This window comes from Streptomyces roseofulvus (genome assembly GCF_039534915.1).
GTDB lineage: Bacteria > Actinomycetota > Actinomycetes > Streptomycetales > Streptomycetaceae > Streptomyces > Streptomyces roseofulvus.
This window is the reverse complement of record NZ_BAAAWE010000001.1, coordinates 6,096,339-6,120,026: the sequence shown is the minus strand read 5'-3', so window position 1 is coordinate 6,120,026 and position 23,688 is coordinate 6,096,339. Positions and strand designations below refer to the sequence as shown.

Here is a 23,688-nt window from a genome sequence, read left to right as displayed (position 1 = left end):
TACGCCGCCTGGCCGCCACCCGCCTGTCCCACCCGCCGCGCGGAGGACGGGACCCGTGGAACTGACGCCCTCCGGGCACCTGGACGGCTTCGCCCGGGACCGGCTGCCGCCCGCCGCGCACTGGCCTCGCCTGCTGTTCGAGCTGCCGGGGCTCGCCTACCCCGAACGGCTCAACTGCGCCGCCGAACTCGTCGACGCGACGGCGGAACGGTTCGGCGCCCCCCGCCCCGCCTTCCACGACGGCGAGGGCGGCACCTGGAGCTACGGGGAGCTGCGCCGGCACGTCGACCGGATCGCCCACGCCCTCACCGGCGACCTGGGGCTGCGGCCCGGCAACCGGGTGCTGCTGCGCGGGCCGACCACGCCCTGGCTCGCCGCCTGCTGGCTCGCGGTCGTGAAGGCCGGCGGGATCGCCGTCACCGTCCCGGCCCAGCAGCGGGCCGCCGAGCTCGCGTTCACCGCGGAGACGGCCGCCTGCTCGCTGGCGCTGTGCGCCGCGGACGCGCTCACCGAACTGCGGGCCGCCGGGGTGCCGGGCCTGGCGGTCGTCCCGTACGGCGGCGACGGGCCCGGCGACCTCCTCGCCCTCGCCCGGCGCCGGACCGCCCGCCCGTTCCGGGCGGCGGACACCGCGGCCGACGACGTGGCGCTGATCGCCTTCACCTCCGGCACCACCGGCCGGCCCAAGGGCTGCGTCCACTTCCACCGGGACGTCCTGGCCGCCGCCGACACCTTCTCCGCCCACGTCCTGCGGCCCCGCCCCGACGACGTCTTCGCCGGCTCCCCGCAGCTGGCCTTCACCTTCGGCCTGGGCGGGCTGCTCGTCTTCCCGCTGCGCGCCGGGGCCAGCTCCGTCCTCCTCGACCGGGCCGGGCCGCAGCAGCTGCTCGCCGCGATCGGCCGGCACCGGGTCTCGGTCCTCTTCACCGCGCCCACCGCCTACAAGGCGATGACCGGCCTGCTCGACGGCGGCTCGGCCGCCGACCTGTCCTCGCTGCGGCGCTGCGTCTCGGCGGGCGAGAACCTGCCCGACGCCGTCTGGACCGCCTGGTACACCAGGACCGGCCTCCGCCTCATCAACGGCATCGGCACCACCGAACTCCTCCACATCTTCGTCGCCGCCGCCGACGCCGACAGCGGCCCCGGCACCACCGGCCGCCCGGTGCCCGGCTGGCAGGCCGCCGTGCTCGGCCCGGACGGGCGGCCCGTTCCCGACGGGCGGGAGGGGCTGCTGGCGGTCCGCGGCCCGGTCGGCTGCCGCTATCTGGCCGACCCCCGGCAGACGGAGTACGTCCGGCACGGCTGGAACATCACCGGCGACCGGTACGTCCGCGAGCCCGACGGCCGCTTCCGGTACGTCTCCCGCGCCGACGACATGATCATCTCGGCCGGTTACACCATCGCCGGACCCCAGGTGGAGGAGGTGCTCCTCGGCCACCCGGACGTGGTCGACGCGGCCGTCGTCGGCCGCCCGGACCCGCTGCGCGGCCAGATCGTCGTCGCCTACGCGGTGGTACGGGACGGGGTGCCGCGCGACGCGGCCACCGCCGCCGCGCTGCGCTCCTACGTCCGCGCCCGCCTCGACCCGTACAAGTCGCCCCGCGCGGTCGTCTTCCTGGACTCCCTCCCCCGCACCGCCACCGGCAAGCTCCAGCGGCACCGGCTGCGCGACCGGCGGGGACCGGAAGCGGACCCCGCGCGGCGGGGACCGGGAGCCGCCCCCGCGCGGCGGGGACCGGGGGCCGACCCGGCCGCGCGCGGCACGGCCTAAAGTGATCACGTGGCCGAGCAGCACACCCCCCGTTCCCTGATCGTCTCGCTCTACGGCGCCTACGGCCGCCCGTCCGAGGGGACGCCGATGCCGGTCGCGGCGCTGATCCGGCTGCTCGCGGCGGTCGGCGTGGACGCGCCGTCGGTCCGCTCCTCGGTGTCCCGGCTGAAGCGGCGCGGACTGCTGCTGGCCCGCCGGACCCCCGACGGCGCGGCCGGCTACGCGCTCTCCGACGACGCCCGGCGGCTCCTGGAGGACGGCGACCGGCGGATCTACGCCCAGACGGAGCCGTCCCTCGCGGACGGCTGGGTCCTCGCCGTCTTCTCGGTCCCCGAGCAGGAGCGGCACAAGCGCCACCTGCTGCGCTCCCGGCTCGGCCGGCTCGGTTTCGGCACGGCGGCGCCGGGCGTGTGGATCGCGCCGGCCCGGCTGTACGAGGAGACCCGCCACGCCCTGGAACGGCTGGAGCTCTCGTCGTACGTGGACTTCTTCCGGGGCGAGCACCTGGGGTACACGGCCACGGCGGAGGCGGTGGCCCGCTGGTGGGACCTGCCGGCGATCGCGCGGCTGCACGAGGAGTTCCTGGCCGGTCACGAGCCGGTCCTCGCCGCCTGGCGGACGGCCCCGGGGACGCCGGCGGACGCCTACCGGGACTATCTGCTGGCCCTGGACTCCTGGCGCCGACTGCCGTACGCGGACCCGGTGCTGCCGGCCGAGCTGCTGCCCGCGGACTGGCCGGGGCGGCGGTCGGCGGAGGTCTTCGCGGAGCTGCACGCGCTGCTGTGGGAGCGCGGCGCGGAGCACGTACGGGCCGTGGAGAAGGACCTGTAGGGCGGGCCCTCCTAGGTCCCGCCCCGGCGGGGCCTCGGTCCCGGGGGGCTCGGGAGGGGGGCCTCTATGGCCGGGAATCGCCCCCCTCTATGGTTGAAACCAGGACGTCTCGGGTCGTCCCCCTGTCCTTTCCCGTCGCCCGCGCCCACCCCCGGCAAAGGGAGCCCGCCCCCATGCCCGACGTCATCGGTCCCGCGCCCGCCGCGCCCGTGGCAGCCGCCGCGCCCGGAGCCTGCCGGCGCCTCACGCTGCCGCGTACCACCGCCGCGGTACCGCTCGCCCGCGCCCTGGTCCGTACCGCGCTCGGCGAGATCGGCTCCGACGTGCCCGAGCGGCCCGACCGCGACACGGCCGAGCTGCTCACCGCCGAGCTGGTGGCCAACGCGGTCGAGCACACCTCGGGCGAGGGGCCCATCGAGCTGATCGTGGAACTGCTGGCCGCGCCGGGCGGCTGTCAGATCGAGGTGCACGACCCCGACCCGGCCGCTCCCGGGCAGCTGGCGTGCCCGGATCCGGACGCCGAGGTCGACCCCTGGCAGGAGCACGGCCGCGGGCTGCTGCTGATCCGGGCGCTCAGCAGCGACTGCGGCCACCGCCCCACCCCGCACGGCAAGGCGGTCTGGTTCACGCTCCCGCGGGTGCCTTGCCAGCGGAGCCGGCCGCGGAGGTGAGGGGCGGCGGTTGCGGCGGGGGAGGCGAGCGGCGGGCCTGAGCGGCGGGGCGCCTCAGGCCGGGGCGGGTCCGGCGAGGGTCGCGACGAGGACCGCCTTGATGGTGTGCAGCCGGTTCTCGGCCTCGTCGAAGACCACCGAGTGCGCCGACTCGAAGACCTCGTCGGAGACCTCCAGCTCGGCGAGCCCGTACCGCTCGTGGATCTCGCGGGCGACCTTCGTCCCCAGGTCGTGGTAGGCGGGCAGGCAGTGCATGAACTTGACGTCCGGGTTCCCGGTGGCGCGCAGCACGTCCATGGTGACGGCGTACGGGGCGAGGGCGGCGATCCGCTCGTCCCACACCTCCTTGGGCTCGCCCATCGACACCCACACGTCGGTGACGACGAAGTCGGCGCCCCGGACGCCGTCGGCGACCGACTCGGTGAGGGTGAGGGTGGCGCCGCTCTTGGCGGCGAGCTCACGGGCGGCGGCGACGACCTCGTCGGCCGGCCAGTACGCCTGGGGGGCGACGATCCGCACGTCCATGCCGAGCAGGGCGCCGGTGACGAGGTAGGAGTTGCCCATGTTGAAGCGGGCGTCGCCGAGGTAGGCGAAGCCGATCTCCTCCAGCGGCTTGTCGCTGTGCTCGGTCATGGTGAGCACGTCGGCGAGCATCTGGGTGGGGTGCCAGTCGTCGGTCAGACCGTTGAAGACGGGCACGCCGGCGAAGGCGGCCAGCTCGTCCACGGTGGCCTGGCTGTCGCCCCGGTACTCGATGCCGTCGTACATGCGGCCGAGGACGCGGGCGGTGTCCCGCACCGACTCCTTGTGCCCCATCTGCGAGCCGGAGGGGTCGAGGTAGGTGGTGGAGGCGCCCTGGTCGGCGGCGGCGACCTCGAAGGCACAGCGGGTGCGGGTGGAGGTCTTCTCGAAGATCAGGGCGATGTTCCGGCCGCGCAGCCGCTGCACCTCGGTGCCGGCCTTCTTGGCAGCCTTCAGCTCGGCGGCGAGGTCGACCAGGCCGCGGAACTCCTCGGCGGTGAAGTCCAGCTCCTTGAGGAAGTGGCGGCCGGAGAGATCAAGGGCCATGGCGGGGCGCTCCTGGGGGTTACGGTCGGGACGGTGACGGTGACGGTGGCGGACGAGGCGGCCTGCGGGACCGCGGGACTGCGGCACCTCGGGACGGTGGAAGTCTATACGTAACCAGGCATGCTTATACAGGCCCTGGGTGCGAGACCCCTCACACCCCCCGCCGCGCAGGGGCACAGGGCCGCCGGCGCGGCGCCGCGCCCCTCGTCGTGGCAGGGGGCGCGGCGCCGGCCGGCGCCCCCTCACACCGCGTCCCGCACCACCGGGCAGCTCATGCAGCGCGGGCCGCCCCGTCCCCGGCCCAGCTCGCTGCCCGGGATCTCGATCACCTCGATGCCCCGCTTCCGCAGATGCGTGTTCGTGGTCACGTTCCGCTCGTACGCCACCACCACCCCCGGCTCCACCGCCAGCACGTTGCACCCGTCGTCCCACTGCTCCCGCTCCGCCGCGTGCACGTCCTGCGTCGCCGTCAGCACCCGGACGTCCTGCAGTCCCAGCGCCGCCGCGATCGCGCTGTGCATGTGCTCCGGCGGGTGGTCGGTGACCCGCAGCGCCTGCCCCTCGTCGCCCGGCTCGATCGTGTACGAGCGCAGCATCCCCAGCCCCGCGTACTGGGTGAAGGTGTCCCCGTCCACCATCGTCATCACCGTGTCGAGATGCATGAACGCCCGCCGCTTCGGCATGTCCAGCGCCACGATCGTCCGCGCCGAACCCGCCGCGAACAGCCCCCGCGCCAGCATCTCCACCGCCTGCGGAGTGGTCCGCTCGCTCATCCCGATGAGCACCGCGCCGTTGCCGATGACGAGCACGTCCCCGCCCTCGATCGTCGACGGGTAGTCCGCCTGACCCTCCGACCAGTGGTGGAACGGCCCCGCCTCCGGCCCGGTGAAGAGCGGATGGTGCTTGTAGATCGCCTCGAAGTGGACCGTCTCGCGCTGCCGCGCGGGCCAGCGCATCGCGTTGATCGACACCCCGTCGTAGATCCACGCCGAGGTGTCCCGGGTGAAGAGGTGGTTCGGCAGCGGACCGAGGACGAAGTCGTCCAGTTCGAGCGCGTGGAAGCGGACCGACGTCGGCTCCCGGTGCGCCGCCAGGAACTCACGCTTCGTCATCCCGCCGACCAGCGCCTCCACCAGTGCCCCCGGATCGAGCGAGTCGAACGCGGCCCGCAGGTGGTCGGCGGCGAGCGGACCGTACTCCTTCTCGTCGAAGACCCGGTCGAGGACGAGCGCCCGGGCCGCCGGCACGCCCAGCGCCTCCCGCAGCAGATCCCCGAACAGGTGCACCTCGACGCCCCGGTCGCGCAGCACGTCCGCGAAACCGTCGTGCTCCTGGCGGGCCCGCCGCACCCACAGCACGTCGTCGAAGAGCAGGGCGTCCTTGTTGGACGGGGTCAGCCGCTTCAGCTCCAGATCGGGGCGGTGGAGGATCACGCGGCGGAGCCGGCCGGTCTCGGAGTCGACATGGAATCCCATGCGCCCATCCTGACGGAGCGGACGGCCGTGCGCGTGGGACGCGCACGGCCGAATTCCGCACCGGGGCGCTCCCGGTGGGGCTCGGGGGGGGTGGGGCCGTGGCCAGGGTCGGGCGGGGGGCGGGCCGGAGGTGAGGGCCGGAGGTGAGGGGACGTGAGGGCCGGACGTGAGGGGCGGACGTGAGGGCCGGAGGTGGGGGCCGGAGGTGGGGGCCGGACGTGAGGGGCGGAGGTGGGGGCCGCGGGCCGAGTGTGGAACCGGGCGGGCGGTGCCGGGATACGGACCGCTCACGGTCGGGCCCTCCCGGTGGGCCCCGGGTGGACCGCTCCCGGTGGACTCCGGGGCGGCCTCTCTCGGTAGGGCTACCCGCCGACCCGTCCCGGTGGGACGACCGGCCGACCCCTCTCGTGGGGCTACCGGCCAGACCCACCCGGGGCCCCGGGTCGGCCTCTCGCGGTAGAGCTACCCGCCGACCCCTCCCGGTGGGGCCGCCAACCGGCCCCACCGGGGTGGGCTCCGGGGCGGGCCCCTCCCTGTAGGGCTACCCGCCGACCCCTTCCGCTGGGGCCGCCAACCGGCCCCGCCCGGCGGCCCCCGCGCCTACAGGCGCGGGTCCACCGGCTCCGACTCCAGCGCCAGCACCGCGAAGACCGCCTCGTGGACCCGCCACAACGGCTCCCCGGCCGCGAGCCGCTCCAGCGCCTCCAGGCCGAGCGCGTACTCGCGCAGGGCGAGCGAGCGCTTGTGCCCGAGGAACCGCTCCCGCAGCCGGGCCAGGTTCTCCGGACGGGTGTACTCGGGGCCGTACACGATCCGCAGGTACTCCCGGCCGCGCACCTTCACGCCCGGCTGCAACGGGCGGCCCGAGCCGTCCTTCACCAGCGCGGCGAGCGGCTTCACCACCATGCCCTCGCCGCCGGCGCCGGTCAGCTCCAGCCACCAGTCGGTGCCCGCGCGGACGGACGCCTCGTCGCCGGTGTCGACGACGATCCGCCGCGTCACCTGGAGCAGCCCCGTCGGATCGTGCTCCACGAGCCGGTCCAGCCACCCCAGCTGGGTGTCGTGCGGCACGTCCGCGAGCATCCGGCCGCGCCCCGCGAGCAGCTGGAACGGCGCGAACCGCACCCCGTCCAGCCCCTCCGTCGGCCAGCAGTACCGTCGGTACGCCTCCGTGAACGCGCCCGCGTCCGCGGCCCGCTCCCGCTGCGCGGCGAGCAGCCCGTCCAGGCCCTCGACCCCGCGCGCCACCGCCGCCTCCAACGCCCTTACGGCATCCGGAAGTACGGCCCCGGAGGCCGCACCGACCGCCGCGTACTGGTGCCGCAGCAGACCGCCCGACTTCAGCGACCACGGCATCAACTCGCCGTCGAGCAGCAGCCAGTCCGTGTCCAGCTCGTCCCACAGCCCGGCCGCGCCGATCGCCGTCCGCAGCCGCGCCAGAACCTGCTCGGTGGCGTCCGGGTCGTCGAAGAACGGCCGGCCGGTACGGGTGTGCAGCGCGCCCGTCGGCCCGTCCACCCCGAACCGCTCCCGGGCCGCGTCCGCGTCGCGGCAGACCAGCGCCACCGCCCGCGAACCCATGTGCTTCTCCTCGCACACGACCCGCTCGACACCGTCCGCCCGGTACTGGGCGAACGCCTCCGCCGGGTGCTCCAGCCAGCCCTCCGCCCGCGCGGTCGGCGTCGGCGCCATCGTCGGCGGCAGATACACCAGCAGCCGGGGATCGACCGCGAACCGGCTCATGACCTCCAGGGCCGCCGCCGCGTTCTCCTCCCGCACCGCCACGTTGCCCAGGTGCCGGGTCTCCACCGTGCGCCGCCCGTGCACGTCGGCCAGGTCCAGCGGCCGGCCCTGGTGCCCGCCGGGCGCCTCCGACGCCAGCGGACGGGCCGGCTCGTACCAGACCCGCTCGGCCGGCACGTCGACGAGCTCGCGCTCCGGCCAGCGCAGCGCCGTCATCCGCCCACCGAACACGGCCCCCGTGTCCAGGCAGATGGTGTTGTTGATCCAGGACGTCGTCGGCACCGGCGTGTGCCCGTAGACGACCGTCGCCCGGCCCCGGTACTCCTCCGCCCACGGGTAGCGCACCGGCAGCCCGAACTCGTCGGTCTCCCCCGTGGTGTCGCCGTACAGCGCGTGCGACCGTACCCGGCCCGACGTACGCCCGTGGTACTTCTCCGGCAGACCGGCGTGGCAGACCACCAGCCGGCCCTCGTCCAGGACGTAGTGGCTCACCAGACCGTCGATGAACTTCCGCACCTCGTCGCGGAATTCGGCCGACTCGCGCTCCAGCTGCTCGATCGTCTCGGCCAGGCCGTGGGTCTGCTGGACCTTGCGGCCCTTCAGCCAGCGCCCCAGCTTGTTCTCGTGGTTTCCCGGCACGCACAGCGCGTTCCCGGACGCCACCATGCCCATCACCCGGCGCAGCACGCCCGGCGAGTCGGGCCCCCGGTCCACCAGGTCGCCGACGAAGACCGCCGTACGCCCCTCGGGGTGCACGCCGTCCACGTAGCCGAGCCGGCCGAGCAGCGTCTCCAGCTCGCTCCGGCAGCCGTGGATGTCACCGACGATGTCGAACGGGCCCGTCAGGTGCCGCAGGTCGTTGAACCGGCGCTCCAGCCGGACCTCCGCCGCCTCCACCTCCTCGACCGACCGCAGGACGTGGACCTTGCGGAAGCCCTCCCGCTCCAGCCCCCTCAACCCCCGGTGCAGTTCCCGCCGGTGACGGGGGATCACATGGTCGGGCATGCCGGACCGGTCGGCCCGCAGCGCGTTCCGCGCCCGGCAGACCGACTCCGGCAGGTCGAGCACGATCGCGATCGGCAGCACGTCGTGCGCCCGCGCCAGGTCGACCAGCTGACGGCGCGCCTCGCGCTGCACGTTGGTGGCGTCGACGACGGTCAGCCGGCCGGCGGCGAGCCGCTTGCCGACGATGTAGTGCAGCACGTCGAAGGCGTCCCGGGACGCCGACTGGTCGTTCTCGTCGTCCGCGACGAGCCCCCGGCAGAAGTCCGAGGACACCACCTCCGTCGGCTTGAAGTGCCGCCGCGCGAAAGACGACTTGCCGGAACCGGTCGCACCGATGAGCACGACGAGGGACAGGTCGGTGACGGGCAACACCCGGCGGTCCACGGTGTCCGCCGTGGCGGTGGTGGTCGTGGTCGTGGTCGTGGTCGTGTCGGCACTCATGCCCGGTCCTCCCTCTTCGTCTCGTCGTCCCCGGTGCCGGCGCCGGCACCGGCGCGGGTGAACACCGCCATCTGCGTGGGCGCGCCGACCTCGGGGTCGTCCGCCCCGACGGGCGCGAACTCCACGCCGTACCCGTACTGCCCGGCCACTCCCTCGGCCCACTCCCGGAACTCCGCCCGGGTCCACTCGAACCGGTGGTCCCCGTGCCGGACGTGCCCGGCGGGCAGCGACTCCCAGCGCACGTTGTACTCGACGTTCGGCGTGGTCACGACGACCGTACGGGGCCTGGCCGAGCCGAACACCGCGTACTCCAGGGCCGGCAGCCGCGGCAGGTCCAGATGCTCGATGACCTCGCTCAGCACAGCGGCGTCGTAGCCGCCGAGCCGCTTGTCCGTGTACGTGAGCGAGCCCTGCACCAGCTTCACCCGGGCCGCCTGCCGCTCCCCCAGCCGGTCCAGCCGCAGCCGGCGAGCGGCCACGGTCAGCGCGCGGACGGACACGTCCACCCCGACGATCTCGGTGAACCGCGCGTCCTTCAGCAGCGCCTGCACCAACTGGCCCTGCCCGCAGCCCAGATCGAGGACACGCGCCGCGCCCGCGGACCGCAGGGCGGCCAGGATGGCGGTCCGCCGGTGCTCGGCGAGCGGCACCGGCCGCTGCTCCGTGTCGCTCGTCTCGTCCACGGCGTTGTCGACGTCCTCGACGTCGAGCCCGTCGGCCTCGGCCAGGCGGACCAGTTCCAGCCGCTCCGACGCCTCACGGGCGAGGCTCCGGCGGCGCGACAGATAACGGGTCGTGATCAGCTCGCGCCGCGGGTGCGACGCCAGCCAGCCGTCACCGGCCCGCAGCAGCTTGTCCACCTCGTCGGGCGCCACCCAGTAGTGCTTGGCGTCGTCGAGGACCGGCAGCAGCACGTAGAGCTGGTTCAGCGCGTCCGCCAGCCGCAGCTTCTCGCTCTCCAGCACCAGCCGCACATACCGCGAGTCACCCCACTCGGGGAACTCGGCGTCCAGCGCGACCGGTTCGGCGTCCACCGTCGTCCAGCCCAGCGGACCCAACAGCTCCCGCACCAGCTCGGCACCGCCCCGGGCGGGCAGCACCGGCACCTCGATCCGCAACGGCAACGGTTCCGCCGCCCGCTCGGGCAGTGCCTTGCACACCCCGTGCAGCGCCGTCTTGAAGACCTGCGCCAGGGCGACCGCGAGCAGCGAGGACGCGGCGTACGGCCGGTCGTTCACGTACTGCGCGAGCGCCGCGTCCGGGGCGCCGCCCCGCCCCTTGCCCTTGCCGCGGCGCACCAGCGCCACGGGGTCCACCTCCAGCAGCAGGGCCGCGGTGCAACGCTCCGCGGTCGCCTCGGGGTAGAGCACGTGCGCGGTGCCGTGCGAGGTCGAGAACGCCTGCGCCCGCTCGGGATGCTTGTGCAGCAGAAAACCGAGATCGGTCGCAGGACGCTCCGGGGTGCCGGTGGTACTGATCGTCAGGAACACACGCCCGAGTATGGGTGCGCCACCCCCAGCCCGACCATTGGTTTTCCCTCCCCGACCACGCCACCGGACCGCCCCACCCCGGGCCCGGCCGATCCGCCGGGCAACCGCGCCACCCCGGGGAATCCCGCTCCGGCGGACGGCCATGCCTACCCGGGGGCGGCAGGTCCGGCGGGCGGCAGGTCCGGCGGGCGGCCGGGCCCGGGGGTCCGTTCGGCCAGGGCGGCGATCGTGTCGGGGCCGACGCGGCAGCAGCCGCCGACGAGGCGGGCGCCGGCGCCGGTCCAGGTGGCGGCGAGGCGCGGGGCGGCGGCCGGGCCGTAGGCGGGAGCGCCGCGCCAGCCGCGGGCACCGGCGTCCCAGCGCTCCCCGCTGTTCGGGTAGACGACGGCCGGCAGGCCGGTGGCGTCAACGGCCGCCGCGACGGCGTCGACGGCCTCCGCCGGTTCGCAGCAGTTCACCCCGACGGCGACGACCTGCTCGTTCCCCGCCGCGACCGCGAACGCCTCCGCGAGCCCCTGCCCGGCCCGGGTCCTCCCCCCGGCGACCGTGTACGACAGCCACACCGGCACCCCGCACCCCTCGACCGCCCGCAGCAACGCCTCCGCCTCGTCGGCGTCCGGCACCGTCTCCAGCGCCATCACGTCCGGCCCCGCCGCCGCGAGCGTCTCCACCCGCGGCCGGTGGAAGGCCGCCAGCTCCCGCACCGACAGCCCGTACCGTCCCCGGTACTCACTGCCGTCGGCGAGCATCGCACCGTAGGGGCCTACGGAGGCGGCCACCCACACCTTCCGCCGCGTCCCGCTTCCCGGGGGCCCCTCCCCCTCCCCCACCCCTCCCTGCCCCGTCCCCTCTCCCCCCTGCGGCCCCTCGGCCCCCTCCCGCCCCTCTGGCCCCCGGCCCGCGTGCAGCGCCGCCGCGCGGGCCAGGGTGACGCTGCGGGTCAGCAGCGCGGCGGCTTCGTCCCGGCCGAGGCCGTGGCGGGCGAAGCCTTGGCAGGTCGCCTGGTAGCTGCCGGTGATCAGCACCTGGGCACCGGCCCGGACGTAGGCGGTGTGGGCCGCCTCGATCTGTTCGGGCGCGTCGGCCAGCAGCCGCGCCGACCAGAGCGCGTCCGACAGATCGCAGCCCTGGGCCTCCAGCTGGTTGGAGAGGCCGCCGTCGAGGACGAGCACGTCGTCGGCGAGTGCCTGGGCGAACGTCCGGGCCGGTGTCATCGGCTCAGCCCAGCTGCGGTGCGACCTGGGCGGAGATCAGCTCCAGGTGGTCCAGGTCGTCCAGGTCCAGGACCTGGAGGTAGACCCGGGAGGAGCCGACCGCCGCGTAGCGGCCGAGCTTGTCGGCGACCTCGGCGGGCGAGCCCGCGAGGCCGTTGGCCTTCAGTTCCTCCACGTCCCGGCCGATGGCGGCGGCGCGCCGCGCCACCTCGGCGTCGTCCTTGCCGACGCAGACGACCAGCGCGTTGGAGTACACGAGCTCGTCGGCGTTCCGGCCGGCTTCCTCGGCGGCGGCCCGGACGCGCCCGAACTGCCGCTCGGTGTCCTCCAGCGACGAGAACGGCATGTTGAACTCGTCCGCGTACCGCGCCGCCAGCCGGGGCGTGCGGCTCGCGCCGTGACCGCCGATGAGGACCGGGATCTTCTGCTGGGCGGGCTTGGGCAGGGCGGGCGAGTCGGCGAGCCGGTAGTGCTTCCCCTCGTAGGAGAAGGTCTTGCCGGTCTCGGTCCCCCACAGGCCCGTGATGATCGCCAGCTGCTCCTCCAGCCGGCCGAACTTCTCCTTCGGGAACGGAATGCCGTACGCGCTGTGCTCCTCCTCGAACCAGCCGGCGCCCAGGCCGAACTCGATCCGGCCGCCGGACATCTGGTCGACCTGGGCGACCTGGATGGCGAGGACGCCCGGGAGCCGGAAGGTGGCGGCGGTCATCAGGGTGCCGAGGCGGATCCGGCTGGTCTCGCGGGCGAGGCCCGCGAGGGTGATCCAGGCGTCGGTCGGCCCGGGCAGCCCGTCGCCCGCGCCCATCCGCAGGTAGTGGTCGGAACGGAAGAAGGCGTCGAAGCCGAGGTCCTCGGTGGCGCGGGCCACCTTGAGGAGGGTGTCGTAGTCGGCGCCCTGCTGGGGTTCTGTGAAGATGCGAAGATCCATGCCTCCATCCTGCACCGTCGGGTGCGTGTCAAGCCGCGCGTCAGCGCGAGAGGCCGCCCGGCCCGGTCGGGTGAATATCCGTCCCCCTGGCGGGACGCCTCGCCGCGGGCCAGTGACCGTCACCGGGCGTCGTCGTTGGCTCGGGCGGAGCCGGACCGCCCGGCCCGCGTGCCGGCGGCAGCAGCCGGTGCGTCGTTCTTCTCCCGTGATCCCGTCCGCACCGGCCGGGGCTCGGGTCGAGGAGGCCGCGATGTCCCAGGAAGCCGCGTCGGAGCAGGCCCTGCCCGAACAGCAGATGCCGGAGTCCGTGCCCGGCCAGCAGGCTCCCGGAGCGCCGAAGGGGCTGCTCCAGCAGATGGAGGAGCTCATGGCGGCGCTCTCCGCCGACCTCTCCCAGCTGGACGCCGACCTCCAGACCAGTGGACGTGAGGACCGGTACGACGGCCGTGACGACGGCGGTGCCGGACTGCGCTGAGTCCTCTTCCCTCCCCTCTGCCGGGCCCGGGACCGTCACCGGTCCCGGGCCCGGTCGCGTTCCCGCTCCCGGTCCTGGTCCCGTTCCTGGCTCGGCTCCCGTTCCTGTCCCGGGTCCCGCACGGGCTCGGGGTCCGGGCGGGGTGTCTGGGGGACGGGCGTGGGGGCCGGGGTTCGGGGGCCGGGGTTCGGAATCGCCGGCAGGGGTCCTGCGCGGCCCCGGGGCGGGTCGGGAGGCCGGGCCCGGGTCTGTTCGCGCACGTCGAGGCGGCGCAGCATGCCCCGGACCCGGTCGCCGGCCTCGTCGGCGGCGTCGATGGCCTCCATGCACTGCCAGTACAGCCCCTCGTCGTCGGTGACCGAGGCCACCCCGACGAGGGCGATGCCGACCTCTCCCAGGAGCTCCCCGAGCGCGGTCAGCGCCGAGCGCGGGTCACCGACCTCGGTGAGCCGGGCGGCGCGGGGGCCGGCCGAGCCCCACGCCGGGTACTCCCCGGCCTCGCTCAGTCCTCGTGCCTCCCCGCGCAGCTCCAGCGGGCCGCAGAGCGCGAGGTGACTCCCTATCGCCTGGGCGAGAGCCCGGGCCTCCCAGGCTTCCGCCACGATGTCGTGTGCCGTCCGGCTCTCGGCCAGTGCGTGCAGGCCGGCTTGGACGAGCCGCTCCGCTTCCATCAACTCCGCCCCCGTTCGTACGACTTGCCTTCCCTTCAATCCACTACCCAGAGTGAGGCCGCCCGAGCCTTCGCACCAGAGGAATTCGGAAATCTGTGGACAGGCGGCTCGATGGAGGTAAGGCGATCACTCCGAAGAGTGACGACCGTCGCCGATGCTGCCCGACTCGTCCGTTCCGTCCCTTCTGCGGGCCGGGAAGCGGAGCTCGTTCCGGTCGATCTTGGCGGCGAGGGCGGCCAGCGGGTCGATGCCCAGCACCTGGCAGAACTGGAGGAGGTAGGCGAGGACGTCGGCGACCTCGTCGGTGACCCGGTGGGCCGAGTCCGGGTCCTCCATCACCCGCTCCGCCTGCTCGGGCGTCGACCACTGGAAGATCTCCAGGAGTTCGGCCGCTTCGACGCTCAGCGCCGCCGCCAGGTTCTTGGGCGTGTGGTAGGGCTGCCAGTCGCGCGCCGCCGCGAAGTCGGCGAGGCGGCGCTGGAGCCCGGCCACGTCGTGTTCGGTGTCCGTCACGGGGTCAGGTCTACCACTGCCACCCCGGGGATCCGTCGGGCGTCCGCCGCCGCGGCCGCCCCGACCGAGCCGACGAGCCGCATGTGGCCGTCGGCGGAGATGGTCGCCGCGAGCCCGAGGAGTGCGGCGGTCTGGCGGGCGTCGCACCCCCGGTCGAGGTCGTCGGCGAGGAGGGTGAGGCACTGCATGGCGTCCGGCACCTCGGCGATCCGGTCCATGGCGAGGACGCCCGGGCCGGTGAGCAGCGTCAACGCGAGCGCGAGATAGCGGAGTTCGCCGTCGCCGAGGCGTCCGAGCGGGGTGGCGGGGCCGGCTCCCCTGGCGAGGAGGGCCTGGACCGCGCCGTCGGGGAGTTCCTGGACGGCGACGGCGGTGACGGGGCCCGCGCAGCCGGCGCCGGCGACGGTCGCGAGGCGCTGGTGGCGGCGGGGGCAGGCGGTGTGGGTGCGGTGCAGGACCTCGGCGAGGTTGCCGCAGTGGCGCAGGAGCCGTCCCTCGCCGGGGAGGACGGGGGCCCGCATCCTGGCCGGGTCGGGGGTGCAGGGGAAGAGGGAGCGGAGGCCGACGACGGTCTGTTCGGCGGCGGCGAGGACCTCGCGCTGGCCCGCGGTGGCGCCGGCGACGCGCAGCGGGAGGAGGGCGGTGCCGAGGAGGTCGTCGGGGAGCGGGGCCCGGGTGACGGGGGTGGCGCCGGCGGTGAGCCAGGCGGCTTGGACGGTGGCGCGGCCGGGGTCCCTGAGGGCGGTGGTGAGGAGGGTGCGGCCGTGGCAGGTGAGGCGTTCGCCGGCGATGCGGAGTTCGGGCTCGGCCTGGACGGCGAGGTCGAGGCGGACGGGTCCGACGGGGCCGTCGACGGTGCAGCCGATGCGGAAGCCGCGGCGGCCCTGGTTGTCGGGCCGGGCGCCGTCGGGGACGAGGGCGGCGGGGTCGGGGAAGACCTCGCCGAGCGGGTCGCCCGCGCCGAGCCGGGCGAGGGCCTCGTACGCGCCGAGGACGGTGGACTTGCCGCTGCCGCTGGGTCCGGCGAAGAGGGTGACGGGGCCGAGGGGGTGGATCGCGCGCCGGCGTCCGGCGTAGGCGGAGAGCCGCAGTTCGGTCACGACGGGCCGTGCGACGGCCGGCCGTTCGGCGCCGGTTCCCGCTCCGGCTCCGGCCGCGGGCAGGCCGCGCTTCCCGGGCGCCGCGCCGTGGCCGGGGCGGGCGTCGCGGTCGGCGGCCGCCGCCGGGGGCCGCGCGGGGGCGTGCGTACGGACGCGGCTGCGCGATCCGGCACCGGCCGCGCTCGCGCCCGTACCTGTCCCGGCACCCAGCCCCGTCCCCGTACCCGTACTCGTACGCGCGTCCACGTCCGCGCCCGGACTCGTACCCGATCCCGATCCCGATCCCGGACGCGGCCTCGTGTCGGCGCCGGTGCCCGGGCCGGGTCCTGCGGCAGCGGGTGCCGGGGGCTGGGCTGGGGCAGAGCGCGGGGGCGGGGTCGGGCGGGGATGGGGGACCGTGTCCGGGCACGGGGTCCGGGGGGCGGTCGTACGGGGATCGGGGGTACGGGGGCCGGGGGTGCGGGCGAGGGTGGGGCCGCCGGTGAGGTCCATGATCGGACCGTATGCGGGGGCCGAGCTGACGAACCGTTACGGCGAGATGACCTTCCTACGATCGGGGGACGCTCGCACGAGGGGCGCCGACCGGCTCGTCCTCCTCGTCGGCCGCGGGGGCGTCGCCGGTGTTCTCGACCTCGGTGCCGGGCGGGGCGAGCAGGAAGACGTTGCGGTCGACGCGGTGCATGCCGCTGCCGAGGCCGAAGACGACGCCGCTGCTGAAGTCGAGGACGCGCTTGGCGACTTCGGGGTCGGCGCTGGTGAGGTCGAGCAGGACCGGGATCTGGGCGATGAGGTACTCGGCGACCTCGCGGGCGTCGGCGAAGACCTGGACCCGCAGCACGACCATGCGGCGCTGCTCGACGGACTCGTACTGCTCGGGGATGGTGCGGTGATCGACCCTGGACGGCCATTCGTCGCGGCCGCGCAGGGGCAGGACCTGGGCCAGACCCTCCCACTGCTCGTCGGTGACGTCGTACCTCTCGTACCTACTCATGGCACCATCCTCCCGCCCCTCACCCGTTCGGCCCAACAACGACACGGGTGAAGGGGCTCCGGGGTGCCGGGCGGGGCCGGGGGACGGAGCCGGGGGCTCACGCGAAGGCCTTCGCCAGGCGGCGCAGGCCCTCGGCGATCTCGTCGGGGGCGTGGGTGGTGAAGGAGAGGCGGAGGGCGGCCGGGTCGGGGGTGCCGCAGAAGAAGGGGGCGCCGGGGACGTAGGCGACGTGGTGGCCGACGGCGGTGGCGAGGAGGGCGGTGGCGTCGTGGCCCCCGGGGAGGGTGGCCCAGACGAACATGCCGCCCTCGGGCCGGTTCCAGCGGCTGCCCTCGGGGAGGGCGGCGGGCAGTCCTTCGAGCATGGCGTCGCGGCGGGCGCGGTAGGCGGCGCGCACGCCGGCGACGTGGGCGTCGAGGTCGCTGTCGCGGAGGTAGCGGGCGGCGGCGGCCTGGTCGACGCTGGAGGTGTGCAGGTCGGCGGCCTGCTTGGCGATGACGCAGGCGCGGCGGAGGGCGGCCGGGGCGCGCAGGTGGCCGAGGCGGAGGCCGGGGGCCATGACCTTGGAGAAGGACCCGAGGAGGGCCGTGCGGTCGGCGGCGGCGGGGTGGCCGGCGAGGTACGGGACGGGTTCGCCGTCGAAGCGGAGTTCGCCGTACGGGTCGTCCTCGGCGATCCAGAAGCCGTGGCGGGCGGCGGCCTCGGCGACGGCGGCGCGGCGCGCGGCGGGGAGGGTGCGGCCGGTGGGGTTCTGGAAGGTGGGGACGACGTAGAGCAGGGTGGGCTTCTCGCGGGCGGCGATCTCGTCGAGCGCCTCGGGGAGGATGCCGTCGTCGTCGGTGGGGACGGGGACGACGCGGGCGCCGGCGAATCCGAAGGTCTGGAGGGCGGCGAGGTAGCAGGGGTCCTCGACGAGGACGACGGCGCCGGGTTCGAGGAGCGCGGTGGCGAGGAGGGCGAGTGCCTGCTGGGAGCCGGTGGTGACGAGCAGGTCGTCGGCGTCGGTGGGGAGTCCGCGGGCGGTGAGCCGGGCGGCGACGGCCGTGCGGAGCGCGGGGTCGCCCTCGGTGGTGGAGTACTGGAGGGCGGCGTGCGGGTGGTCGGTGAGGACGGCCTGGTAGGCGGCCCTGATGCCTTCGGTGTCGAAGAGTTCGGGGGCCGGGAGGCCGCCGGCGAACGAGATGACCTCGGGTCGTGCCGTGAGCGCCAGGATCTCGCGTACGGGCGAGGAGGCGACGTTTCCCAGCCGGGCGGCGAGCGGGGCCGTGGGGGCCGTGCCGGGCGGGACGGCGGGGGTCGGGGGCGTCGTGGCGGCGGAGGGCATGCGGTTCAGTGTAGGGAGCAACTGTTTGGTGTCCAGGGTTGTCTCAGGGTCCGGCTGCGGGGCGGGTGGGGGGCGTCGGGGGCGCCGCCGGCGGTGAAGGTGCGGGTGTACGGGATGTGGTGGGCGTCGAGGGCGCGGCGGGTCTCGTCGGCGCGGGCCGCGGCGCCGGGGGTGTGCGGGTCGTGGAGGACGCCGGCGACGGAGCCGCTGTGGGAGATCTGGACGCCGACGGCGCCGGTACGCCGGGCGAGGGCGACGAGCGCGTCGAACTCCGGGTGCCCGAGCGTGCGTTGGGCGCGGCGGGCGCTGGCGGTGGCGACCCGGCCGACGAGCGCGGTGTCGCCGTCGGCGAGGGCGCGGCGGAGCCGGTCGCGGAGGTGGGCGTAGGCGCGGAGGTCGGCGTCGTCGGCCGTGGGGGCGGGGAGGGCGAGGGTGTCGACGGGGGTGCCGCCGCCGAGGAGGCAGCCGACGACGAGGAGCGGCGGCAGGGCGGGGCCGAGGACGTCGAGGACGCGGCCCTCGCGCTGGGCGAAGAGGACGGGCCGGGCGTCGAGCATGAGGGGGTCGCTGGCGCGTTCGGCGCGGACGGCGAGCCGGGCGGTGGTGCCGGGGTCGAGGCGGAGCCCGTACGCGTCGGCGACGGCGCGCACGGTGGCGAGGACGTCGCTGGTGGAGCTGCCCATGCCGAGGCCGAGCGGGACGGCGCCGGTGAGGTGGAGGGTGCCGCCGTGGGCGGGGCGGCCGGTGCGGGCCGCGCAGGCGGCGACGGCGAGCCGGGCGGCGCGGGCGGCCTTGGTGCGGTCGGCGGGGACGACGGTGACGGCGTCGGGCGGGGTGCCGGGGTGGGGGGTGAAGTCGGCGCGGGTGCCGGGGGTGGTCGTGGGGAGGGTGACGAGGCCGGCGCACGGGCGGCCGTCGGAGTCGGCGAAGACGCCCTGGAGGAGCTCGCCGTGGTGGGAGGGGGCGTGACCGGTGCCGGGGCGGGGGTGGAGGTGGGGGCGGAGGTGGGGGCCGTTGTCGGGGGCGGGGATGGGCCGGTGGGCGGCGGAGGAGGTGCTGGTGGTCACGAGGGAGAGTGTGACCTCTGGCGCGGGAGCGGCGCGGCGGCGGGGTCGGCCGACGGGCGGCCGAGGCCGCGGCGGCGGCGCTCGCGGAGGGAGGTGCGGCGCCGCGGCGGCGGACACCGCCGGGCCCGGACCCGGGCGAGCCCGGCGCTCGAGGTGGCGCACGCGCGCGTGGCGGCGGGCCGACGCCTGCGGGCCGCGCGGGCTGCGGGGTGGGGACTGCGGGGTGCGGGAGCTGCGGGGCTGCGGGGTGGGGTGGCCGCGGTGCCGGGTGGGGTGGTCGGCGCCGACATCGTGCCGGCGTCTGGACGCGCGTCCGCGCGCGGTGCCGCCGGGTGCCAGTGCCTCAGGCCCCAAGGCCCCAGGGCCCGGGGCCGCCGGGTCACGGCCGAGGGGGCACGACGCCGCCGGGGCGGTGAGGGGGCTCTCCGACCGCCGGCGCGCCGCCGGCGGGTCGGCCGACGTCCTCGACGTGTCGACGGTGCCGTTGCCGGCCGCCCTGAGCGAGCGGCCGGAACTGGTCACGCGGGCCCCCTGCCACGAGGGCCTGGAGGCGTTCGTCGACGGGCTGCTCGCACAGCTGGTGGGTCCCCGGCCGCCGAGCGGTGGCGGGTGCCGCCCCGCGCCGGCCGGGCACGCGTCGTCGGCCGGACCGCGTGCCCCATACCGGCCGTTCCTATGGCTGATTGACGACGGTGGCCGGAGCTGTGCCGGTGGTGTTGTGTGAAGCTGGCGTCGACACCGCTCCGGTGCGGATTCTCCTCAGTACGGTGACGACGAGAGGCATGGCGCTATGCGTGTTGCGGAGTGCGTTCCCCCACTCACCGCGTCAGGGCCCGCGTTACGCGGAGAGGGCCCCCGGATCCACGCGCGGGCTCCCTTCCCTGCGTACGGACGCCCGGTCGTGGCGGCCGGTCGCGGGGTGCGGCGGTCGGCGGGAGCGCCGGCATGACGACGCGCAAGGCGCCCGTGATCGGCATCATCGGGGCGTACGGCGCGGTCGGCCGGCACGCGGCCCGCAGCCTCGCCGCCGAAGGCCGGTACCGGCTCCGGATCGGCGGGCGTCACACGGACGCGGCGCGCGCCTTCGCGACCTCGCTGCCCGGGCGCGCCGAGGCCATGTGGGTGGACGCGAACAACGCCGACAGCCTGGTCCGCTTCAGCGAGGGCTGCCGTACCGTCCTCAACTGTTCGGGCCCCGCCTACCTGCTGGTCGACCGGGTCCGCCGGGCGGCCTTCGAGGCCGGGGCGGACTACGTGGACGTCATGGACGACGGCAGTGCGTCCGAGCCGGTGCCGGAGCGCACCGCGGTCCTGTCGGCCGGGCTGTCCCCGGGACTCTCCGGGCTTCTGCCCGAACTGCTGGCGCACGGTCTGGGCAGCGGTGGGACGTTCACGGGCTGCTACGCGGGGGTGGGGCCGCTGACCCGCGCCGGGGCGGTGGACGCCCTGCTGAGCGTCGACCGCGGCTACGGCACCCCGTCGGCGGTGTGGCGGGGGCGGGTGGTGCCCTCGGCGCTGGAGATCGAGCCGCGCTTCATGGTGCCCGGGGTGTCGCGGCCGCTCACGGCGCATCCGTTCCTGACGGAGGAGCTGGTGGACCGGGCGCGGACGCTCGGTCTGCGGGAGGCGAAGTGGTACAACGCCTTCGACGGACCCACGCTGCTCGACACCCTGGTCCGGTCGCACGGTGAGCACTCGGCCGGGCTGAGCCTCGCGGCCAGGGCCGACGTGCTGGTGCGTTCCAGCGCGCTCGACGCGGCCGGCCGCACCCCGTACCACGTGCTGTGGGGACGTCTGGACGGCTGGAACCAGGAGGGCGTCCCGGTCACCCGGGCGGTGGTGATCCGCGGCGACGACGCCGCGCGGCTGACCGGGGCGGTCGGGGCGTTCGCCGCGGCCGCGGTGACCAACCGGCAGGTGCTGCGCGGGATCCACCAGGCCGCGGCGGTGCTGTCGCCGCAGGCCGTGGTCGACTGGCTGCGGCGCCGCGTCCCGGGGGTGACGGTGCAGCAGACCACCGTCCTGTCCCCCGTGGACGCGCCGGAGGCGGCCGACCCGACGACGTCCGGGGAGGGCGGGCCGGAGCCGGAGGCAGGGCTTCAGTGATCGGGCGCGGCGGGCGGCACGGTTCACCGCGCGCCGGGGCCGGGCCGAGTCCCTCCGGCCGGGGCACGAGGTCCTGAGCCGGGCCGTGTCCTCCGGCCGGGGCACGTGGTTCTGAAGTCCCGGGTCGCGTCCGACCTGGGTACGGCGGGTCCGCCTGTCCGGCGGAATGCGATGCCATGCCGTGCCGTGCCATGCCGTGCGGTGCCGTGCCATGCCGTGCCGAGCCGTGCCGTTGAGCGCGCCGCGGTCCGTCTGACGGCGCGGGAGGCGCAGGCCGGGACGGCGGGACGGTCGGCTCGATGATCCTGCGGGGGCGGCGGCCTCGCCTTCCAGCAGACCCGTCGCGGACGGCGTCCGGCAGTCGGGTTCCCCGTTCCGGCTCGGTCCGGTCGACCTGGGCGGTCCGCTCGGCCGGTACGCCGGTGCTCGGGAGCAGCCCCGCGCGCAGCGGCGTCGAGTTCCTGCCGTTCGCGTTCGGCGTCGTCCTCGGCTCGGTGCTCGCCGTCAGGCCGGGCGGCGCCCTGGTTCCGCGGACGGTGCCGGCGATCGGCGGTCCGCTGACCGGCGTCGGCTTCGCCTGGTTCAGCCTCTTCACCGCCGACGGCTCGTTCGCCGTCGACGTCCTCGGGCCGTCGCTCGTCTCCGGCGTCGGCATCGGTCTCTGTCTCGCCCCCATGGCCTCGCTCGGCACGAGCGGCGTCGAGGAGCACGAGGCGGGCTCGGCCTCGGCCCTCCTCACCGGTTCGCGCCGGATCGGTGCCGCGCTCGGCCCGGCCGCCCTGGGCACCGTCGCCGACGCCCGCGCCGGGGACACCGGCACCCCGGAAGCCCTCGCGGACGGCTGTGCGCTCGGCATGCCGACCGGTGCCGCGATCGCGGCGGCCGGCGTCCTCATCGCCCTCGCGGTGCTGCCCGCCATCGCCCCCGACACCGAGGACGGGCGACGCGCCCGTGACCACCGCCATCAGGTGAAAACCGCACACACACACGTGGAATGACACCGTGTTCGGACGACAAGCCCGCTGGTAACGTCGACGGCGTTCCCGGGATCCAGGCACAGGCCGACGTCGCAGCACGGCTCGGAAAACTCCAGATGAAGCCCCCGTCACCCCATCCGGTCGCGGGGGCCGCGCTTCACCTCGGCGGCCGCCGCGCCGCCCGACGTACCCCGGGTGCACCCGGGGCCGAACCCCACACCGTGCCGGACCCGGCCGTGGTCGCCCGTGTGACGACGCGGCTCCTCGCTCGTCGGCGCGACCGCACGCCCGGACCGAACGCCACGGCTCGAAGAGAGACAGCCACGGCCGCACAGCCCAGGAGGATGCCATGCACCACGCGAACTTCCGGAGTCGGTTCGTTCGTCGCCGACGACCGGACCGGCGAGTGGCGACTCCCTGCCCGGCGCCCCGCGCTCGTCGGCGGGTCCGTCCTCTGCCTGCCGCCTCCTGCCCTCCACTCCTCCCCTTACCCACAACTCCTCTGTGCAGATACTGAGTTGGGATTCTCGACGACAGGGTGAGCGCATGGAGTCGCGTCGGTGGGAGCACCTCGCGGCCGTGGCCGGGACGGCCGGCGCCACCCCCACCACCGCACGCCTGCCCGTCACCCGCCGCTGATCGCAGCGGCGGGGTGCCGGGGGCTTCGGCCCCGGCACGCCTTCTCCGGCACCACGTGACCGGGGGGACACCCACCTGGAGTTGGTTCGTATGCGTTCCCGAAGACAGCTGGACGTCGCCTCCGAGGAGTTCAACGCGGAGGTGGCACGGCTCGATCCGCTGCACCTCGACGCGGACCTGCGGCGCCTGCCCAAGCTGAACGAGACCGCGGACGTCGACGCGTTGACGCGGGTCCTCGGCGAGGCGCTCCCCACGGAGGAGCGCGTCGCGGGCTTCACGCTGCCGGAGTGCCTCGCCGCGATGCGCGACCTCGGGATGTACCTCGGCAGCCTGAAGCGGCACGGCGTGGTCGCCTTCGACGTCCTCCCGGACGCCGGGGTGCCCTTCGAACTGCTCGGCCGGCGGACGCGTCTGATACCGCGCGACACGGTCTACCACTACACGTCCTGGAACCCCCCGGGAGAGCGGGAGCGGCTCTACACCGGGCACGCGATGGAGCGCGGCCTCATCGGCGCGGTGCGGACGTGCGTACCGGAACTGGCGCGGGCTCTGGAGGCCGGCCGCTCGCTGTGCGCGGCGGATCCGCGCCGGTCCGGGCACGACGACGACTGGGCGTGCCTGGTCGCGTGCCTCGGCGCGGTCGACGCGACGATGAAGCGCGTGCTGCTGGGCGTCTCCCCCGAGTTCTTCGCCCGCGAGCTGCGGCCCTACTTCGAGGACGTCCGCGTGGCGGGCCGCCTGTACATGGGCCCGGCCGCGGCCCACATCCCCCTCTTCCTGGTCGACGTGCTGCTGTGGGCGTCGGACCGGGGCGGGGCGGAATACCTGGCGTTCTGTGACGAGGTCGCCGCGCACACGCTGCCCGACTGGCGGGACCGGTACGCGGAATGGCGGGCCTCGCCGTCCCTGGCGTCCCGTTACGCCGAGGCCCTGGAGGACTCCCTCTCCCCGGACGAGACGCGGCACGTGCAGGCCGGGGCGAGGGCTCTGCGGGAGGCGCTCAGAACGCTGGCCTCGTTCCGCGGAAAGCACCTGGTCATGGCGCGGCGCGCCTATCAGGAGGAGCTGCGGCTCTACGAACTGGGCAGCGGCGGCGGAAGCACGGAGCTCCTCGACGAGATCCTCGCCCTCACCCGGCAGAACCACGCCGCGTTCGGGCCGACCGCCGCGCGGTGAAGCCACCGTCAC

Annotated in this window: 18 protein-coding genes and 1 pseudogene; 7 read left to right on the top strand and 12 right to left on the bottom strand. The window is 75.5% G+C overall.

Annotated features, from left to right (window positions below; genetic code table 11):
• Positions 1 to 55: 55 nt before the first annotated feature.
• The 3 genes from ABFY03_RS28240 (at position 56) to ABFY03_RS28230 (ending at position 3,273) form a co-directional block, all read left to right on the top strand.
• Positions 56 to 1,771, top strand: a complete 1,716-nt coding sequence (locus tag ABFY03_RS28240) for an AMP-binding protein (protein WP_346171107.1) — start codon at positions 56 to 58, stop codon at positions 1,769 to 1,771.
• Positions 1,772 to 1,780: 9 nt separating this feature from the next.
• Positions 1,781 to 2,602, top strand: a complete 822-nt coding sequence (locus ABFY03_RS28235; RefSeq protein ID WP_346171106.1) for a PaaX family transcriptional regulator — start codon at positions 1,781 to 1,783, stop codon at positions 2,600 to 2,602.
• A 173-nt stretch (positions 2,603 to 2,775) separates the two neighbouring features.
• Positions 2,776 to 3,273, top strand: a complete 498-nt coding sequence (locus ABFY03_RS28230) for an ATP-binding protein (RefSeq protein WP_346171105.1) — start codon at positions 2,776 to 2,778, stop codon at positions 3,271 to 3,273.
• Positions 3,274 to 3,327: 54 nt separating this feature from the next.
• On the opposite strand, the gene argF is transcribed toward ABFY03_RS28230, so the two are convergent.
• The 6 genes from argF to ABFY03_RS28200 form a co-directional block, all read right to left on the bottom strand.
• On the bottom strand, positions 3,328 to 4,341 hold the full coding sequence (gene argF / locus ABFY03_RS28225) for an ornithine carbamoyltransferase (protein WP_319010842.1): 1,014 nt from the start codon (positions 4,339 to 4,341) through the stop codon (positions 3,328 to 3,330).
• A 242-nt stretch (positions 4,342 to 4,583) separates the two neighbouring features.
• Positions 4,584 to 5,816: an arginine deiminase gene (locus ABFY03_RS28220; RefSeq protein WP_319010843.1), complete on the bottom strand. Its 1,233-nt coding sequence runs from the start codon at positions 5,814 to 5,816 to the stop codon at positions 4,584 to 4,586.
• A 600-nt stretch (positions 5,817 to 6,416) separates the two neighbouring features.
• Entirely contained in the window at positions 6,417 to 9,005 is a 2,589-nt protein-coding gene (locus ABFY03_RS28215) for a polynucleotide kinase-phosphatase (protein WP_346171104.1), read from the bottom strand.
• Positions 9,002 to 10,495, bottom strand: coding sequence for a 3' terminal RNA ribose 2'-O-methyltransferase Hen1 (locus ABFY03_RS28210; RefSeq protein ID WP_346171103.1), 1,494 nt, complete (start codon positions 10,493 to 10,495; stop codon positions 9,002 to 9,004). Before ABFY03_RS28210 ends, ABFY03_RS28215 begins: the two co-directional genes overlap by 4 nt.
• A gap of 146 nt (positions 10,496 to 10,641) precedes the next feature.
• Positions 10,642 to 11,709, bottom strand: coding sequence for a homocysteine S-methyltransferase (mmuM, locus tag ABFY03_RS28205; RefSeq protein WP_346171102.1), 1,068 nt, complete (start codon positions 11,707 to 11,709; stop codon positions 10,642 to 10,644).
• A 4-nt stretch (positions 11,710 to 11,713) separates the two neighbouring features.
• Positions 11,714 to 12,637, bottom strand: a complete 924-nt coding sequence (locus ABFY03_RS28200; protein ID WP_319010847.1) for an LLM class F420-dependent oxidoreductase — start codon at positions 12,635 to 12,637, stop codon at positions 11,714 to 11,716.
• Between the two features lie 250 nt (positions 12,638 to 12,887).
• Here ABFY03_RS28200 and ABFY03_RS28195 point away from each other — a divergent pair, with 250 nt between their 5' ends.
• The gene (locus ABFY03_RS28195; RefSeq protein ID WP_319010848.1) at positions 12,888 to 13,112 is read left to right on the top strand and encodes a hypothetical protein; all 225 of its coding nucleotides are present in this window, start codon (positions 12,888 to 12,890) and stop codon (positions 13,110 to 13,112) included.
• A gap of 182 nt (positions 13,113 to 13,294) precedes the next feature.
• Here ABFY03_RS28195 and ABFY03_RS28190 read toward each other — a convergent pair.
• The 6 genes and pseudogenes from ABFY03_RS28190 to ABFY03_RS28165 all read right to left on the bottom strand — a co-directional run.
• Positions 13,295 to 13,783: pseudogene (locus tag ABFY03_RS28190) on the bottom strand (DUF6099 family protein); the annotation flags it as partial.
• Positions 13,784 to 13,909: 126 nt separating this feature from the next.
• Positions 13,910 to 14,296 carry a nucleotide pyrophosphohydrolase gene (locus ABFY03_RS28185; RefSeq protein ID WP_319010849.1) on the bottom strand — a complete coding sequence of 129 codons (387 nt, stop codon included), beginning with the start codon at positions 14,294 to 14,296 and terminating at the stop codon, positions 13,910 to 13,912.
• Entirely contained in the window at positions 14,293 to 15,459 is a 1,167-nt protein-coding gene (locus ABFY03_RS28180) for an AAA family ATPase (protein WP_346172319.1), read from the bottom strand. Before ABFY03_RS28180 ends, ABFY03_RS28185 begins: the two co-directional genes overlap by 4 nt.
• A 484-nt stretch (positions 15,460 to 15,943) precedes the next feature.
• On the bottom strand, positions 15,944 to 16,387 hold the full coding sequence (locus ABFY03_RS28175; RefSeq protein WP_319010850.1) for a cell division protein SepF: 444 nt from the start codon (positions 16,385 to 16,387) through the stop codon (positions 15,944 to 15,946).
• Between the two features lie 97 nt (positions 16,388 to 16,484).
• Positions 16,485 to 17,711 carry an aminotransferase-like domain-containing protein gene (locus tag ABFY03_RS28170; RefSeq protein WP_346171101.1) on the bottom strand — a complete coding sequence of 409 codons (1,227 nt, stop codon included), beginning with the start codon at positions 17,709 to 17,711 and terminating at the stop codon, positions 16,485 to 16,487.
• A gap of 5 nt (positions 17,712 to 17,716) precedes the next feature.
• Positions 17,717 to 18,778, bottom strand: coding sequence for a GHMP family kinase ATP-binding protein (locus ABFY03_RS28165; RefSeq protein WP_346171100.1), 1,062 nt, complete (start codon positions 18,776 to 18,778; stop codon positions 17,717 to 17,719).
• A 945-nt stretch (positions 18,779 to 19,723) separates the two neighbouring features.
• On the opposite strand from ABFY03_RS28165, the gene ABFY03_RS28160 reads away from it, so the two are divergent.
• The 3 genes from ABFY03_RS28160 (at position 19,724) to ABFY03_RS28150 (ending at position 23,676) form a co-directional block, all read left to right on the top strand.
• Positions 19,724 to 20,884, top strand: coding sequence for a saccharopine dehydrogenase NADP-binding domain-containing protein (locus tag ABFY03_RS28160; protein ID WP_346171099.1), 1,161 nt, complete (start codon positions 19,724 to 19,726; stop codon positions 20,882 to 20,884).
• A 422-nt stretch (positions 20,885 to 21,306) separates the two neighbouring features.
• On the top strand, positions 21,307 to 21,882 hold the full coding sequence (locus ABFY03_RS28155) for an MFS transporter (protein ID WP_346171098.1): 576 nt from the start codon (positions 21,307 to 21,309) through the stop codon (positions 21,880 to 21,882).
• A gap of 708 nt (positions 21,883 to 22,590) precedes the next feature.
• Complete coding sequence (locus ABFY03_RS28150; protein ID WP_319010855.1) at positions 22,591 to 23,676, top strand: monodechloroaminopyrrolnitrin synthase PrnB family protein; 1,086 nt, start codon at positions 22,591 to 22,593, stop codon at positions 23,674 to 23,676.
• The last annotated feature ends 12 nt before the right edge of the window (positions 23,677 to 23,688 follow it).

What these genes read in the sequence shown, in the direction of transcription:
- ABFY03_RS28160 (WP_346171099.1), top strand. Translation starts at nt 19,724, where the DNA reads ATGACGACGCGCAAGGCGCCCGTGATCGGCATCATCGGGGCGTACGGC.
- ABFY03_RS28200 (WP_319010847.1), bottom strand. Translation starts at nt 12,637, where the DNA reads ATGGATCTTCGCATCTTCACAGAACCCCAGCAGGGCGCCGACTACGAC.
- ABFY03_RS28170 (WP_346171101.1), bottom strand. Translation starts at nt 17,711, where the DNA reads ATGCCCTCCGCCGCCACGACGCCCCCGACCCCCGCCGTCCCGCCCGGC.
- ABFY03_RS28230 (WP_346171105.1), top strand. Translation starts at nt 2,776, where the DNA reads ATGCCCGACGTCATCGGTCCCGCGCCCGCCGCGCCCGTGGCAGCCGCC.
- argF (WP_319010842.1), bottom strand. Translation starts at nt 4,341, where the DNA reads ATGGCCCTTGATCTCTCCGGCCGCCACTTCCTCAAGGAGCTGGACTTC.
- ABFY03_RS28195 (WP_319010848.1), top strand. Translation starts at nt 12,888, where the DNA reads ATGTCCCAGGAAGCCGCGTCGGAGCAGGCCCTGCCCGAACAGCAGATG.
- ABFY03_RS28215 (WP_346171104.1), bottom strand. Translation starts at nt 9,005, where the DNA reads ATGAGTGCCGACACGACCACGACCACGACCACGACCACCACCGCCACG.
- mmuM (WP_346171102.1), bottom strand. Translation starts at nt 11,709, where the DNA reads ATGACACCGGCCCGGACGTTCGCCCAGGCACTCGCCGACGACGTGCTC.
- ABFY03_RS28220 (WP_319010843.1), bottom strand. Translation starts at nt 5,816, where the DNA reads ATGGGATTCCATGTCGACTCCGAGACCGGCCGGCTCCGCCGCGTGATC.
- ABFY03_RS28175 (WP_319010850.1), bottom strand. Translation starts at nt 16,387, where the DNA reads ATGAGTAGGTACGAGAGGTACGACGTCACCGACGAGCAGTGGGAGGGT.
- ABFY03_RS28150 (WP_319010855.1), top strand. Translation starts at nt 22,591, where the DNA reads ATGCGTTCCCGAAGACAGCTGGACGTCGCCTCCGAGGAGTTCAACGCG.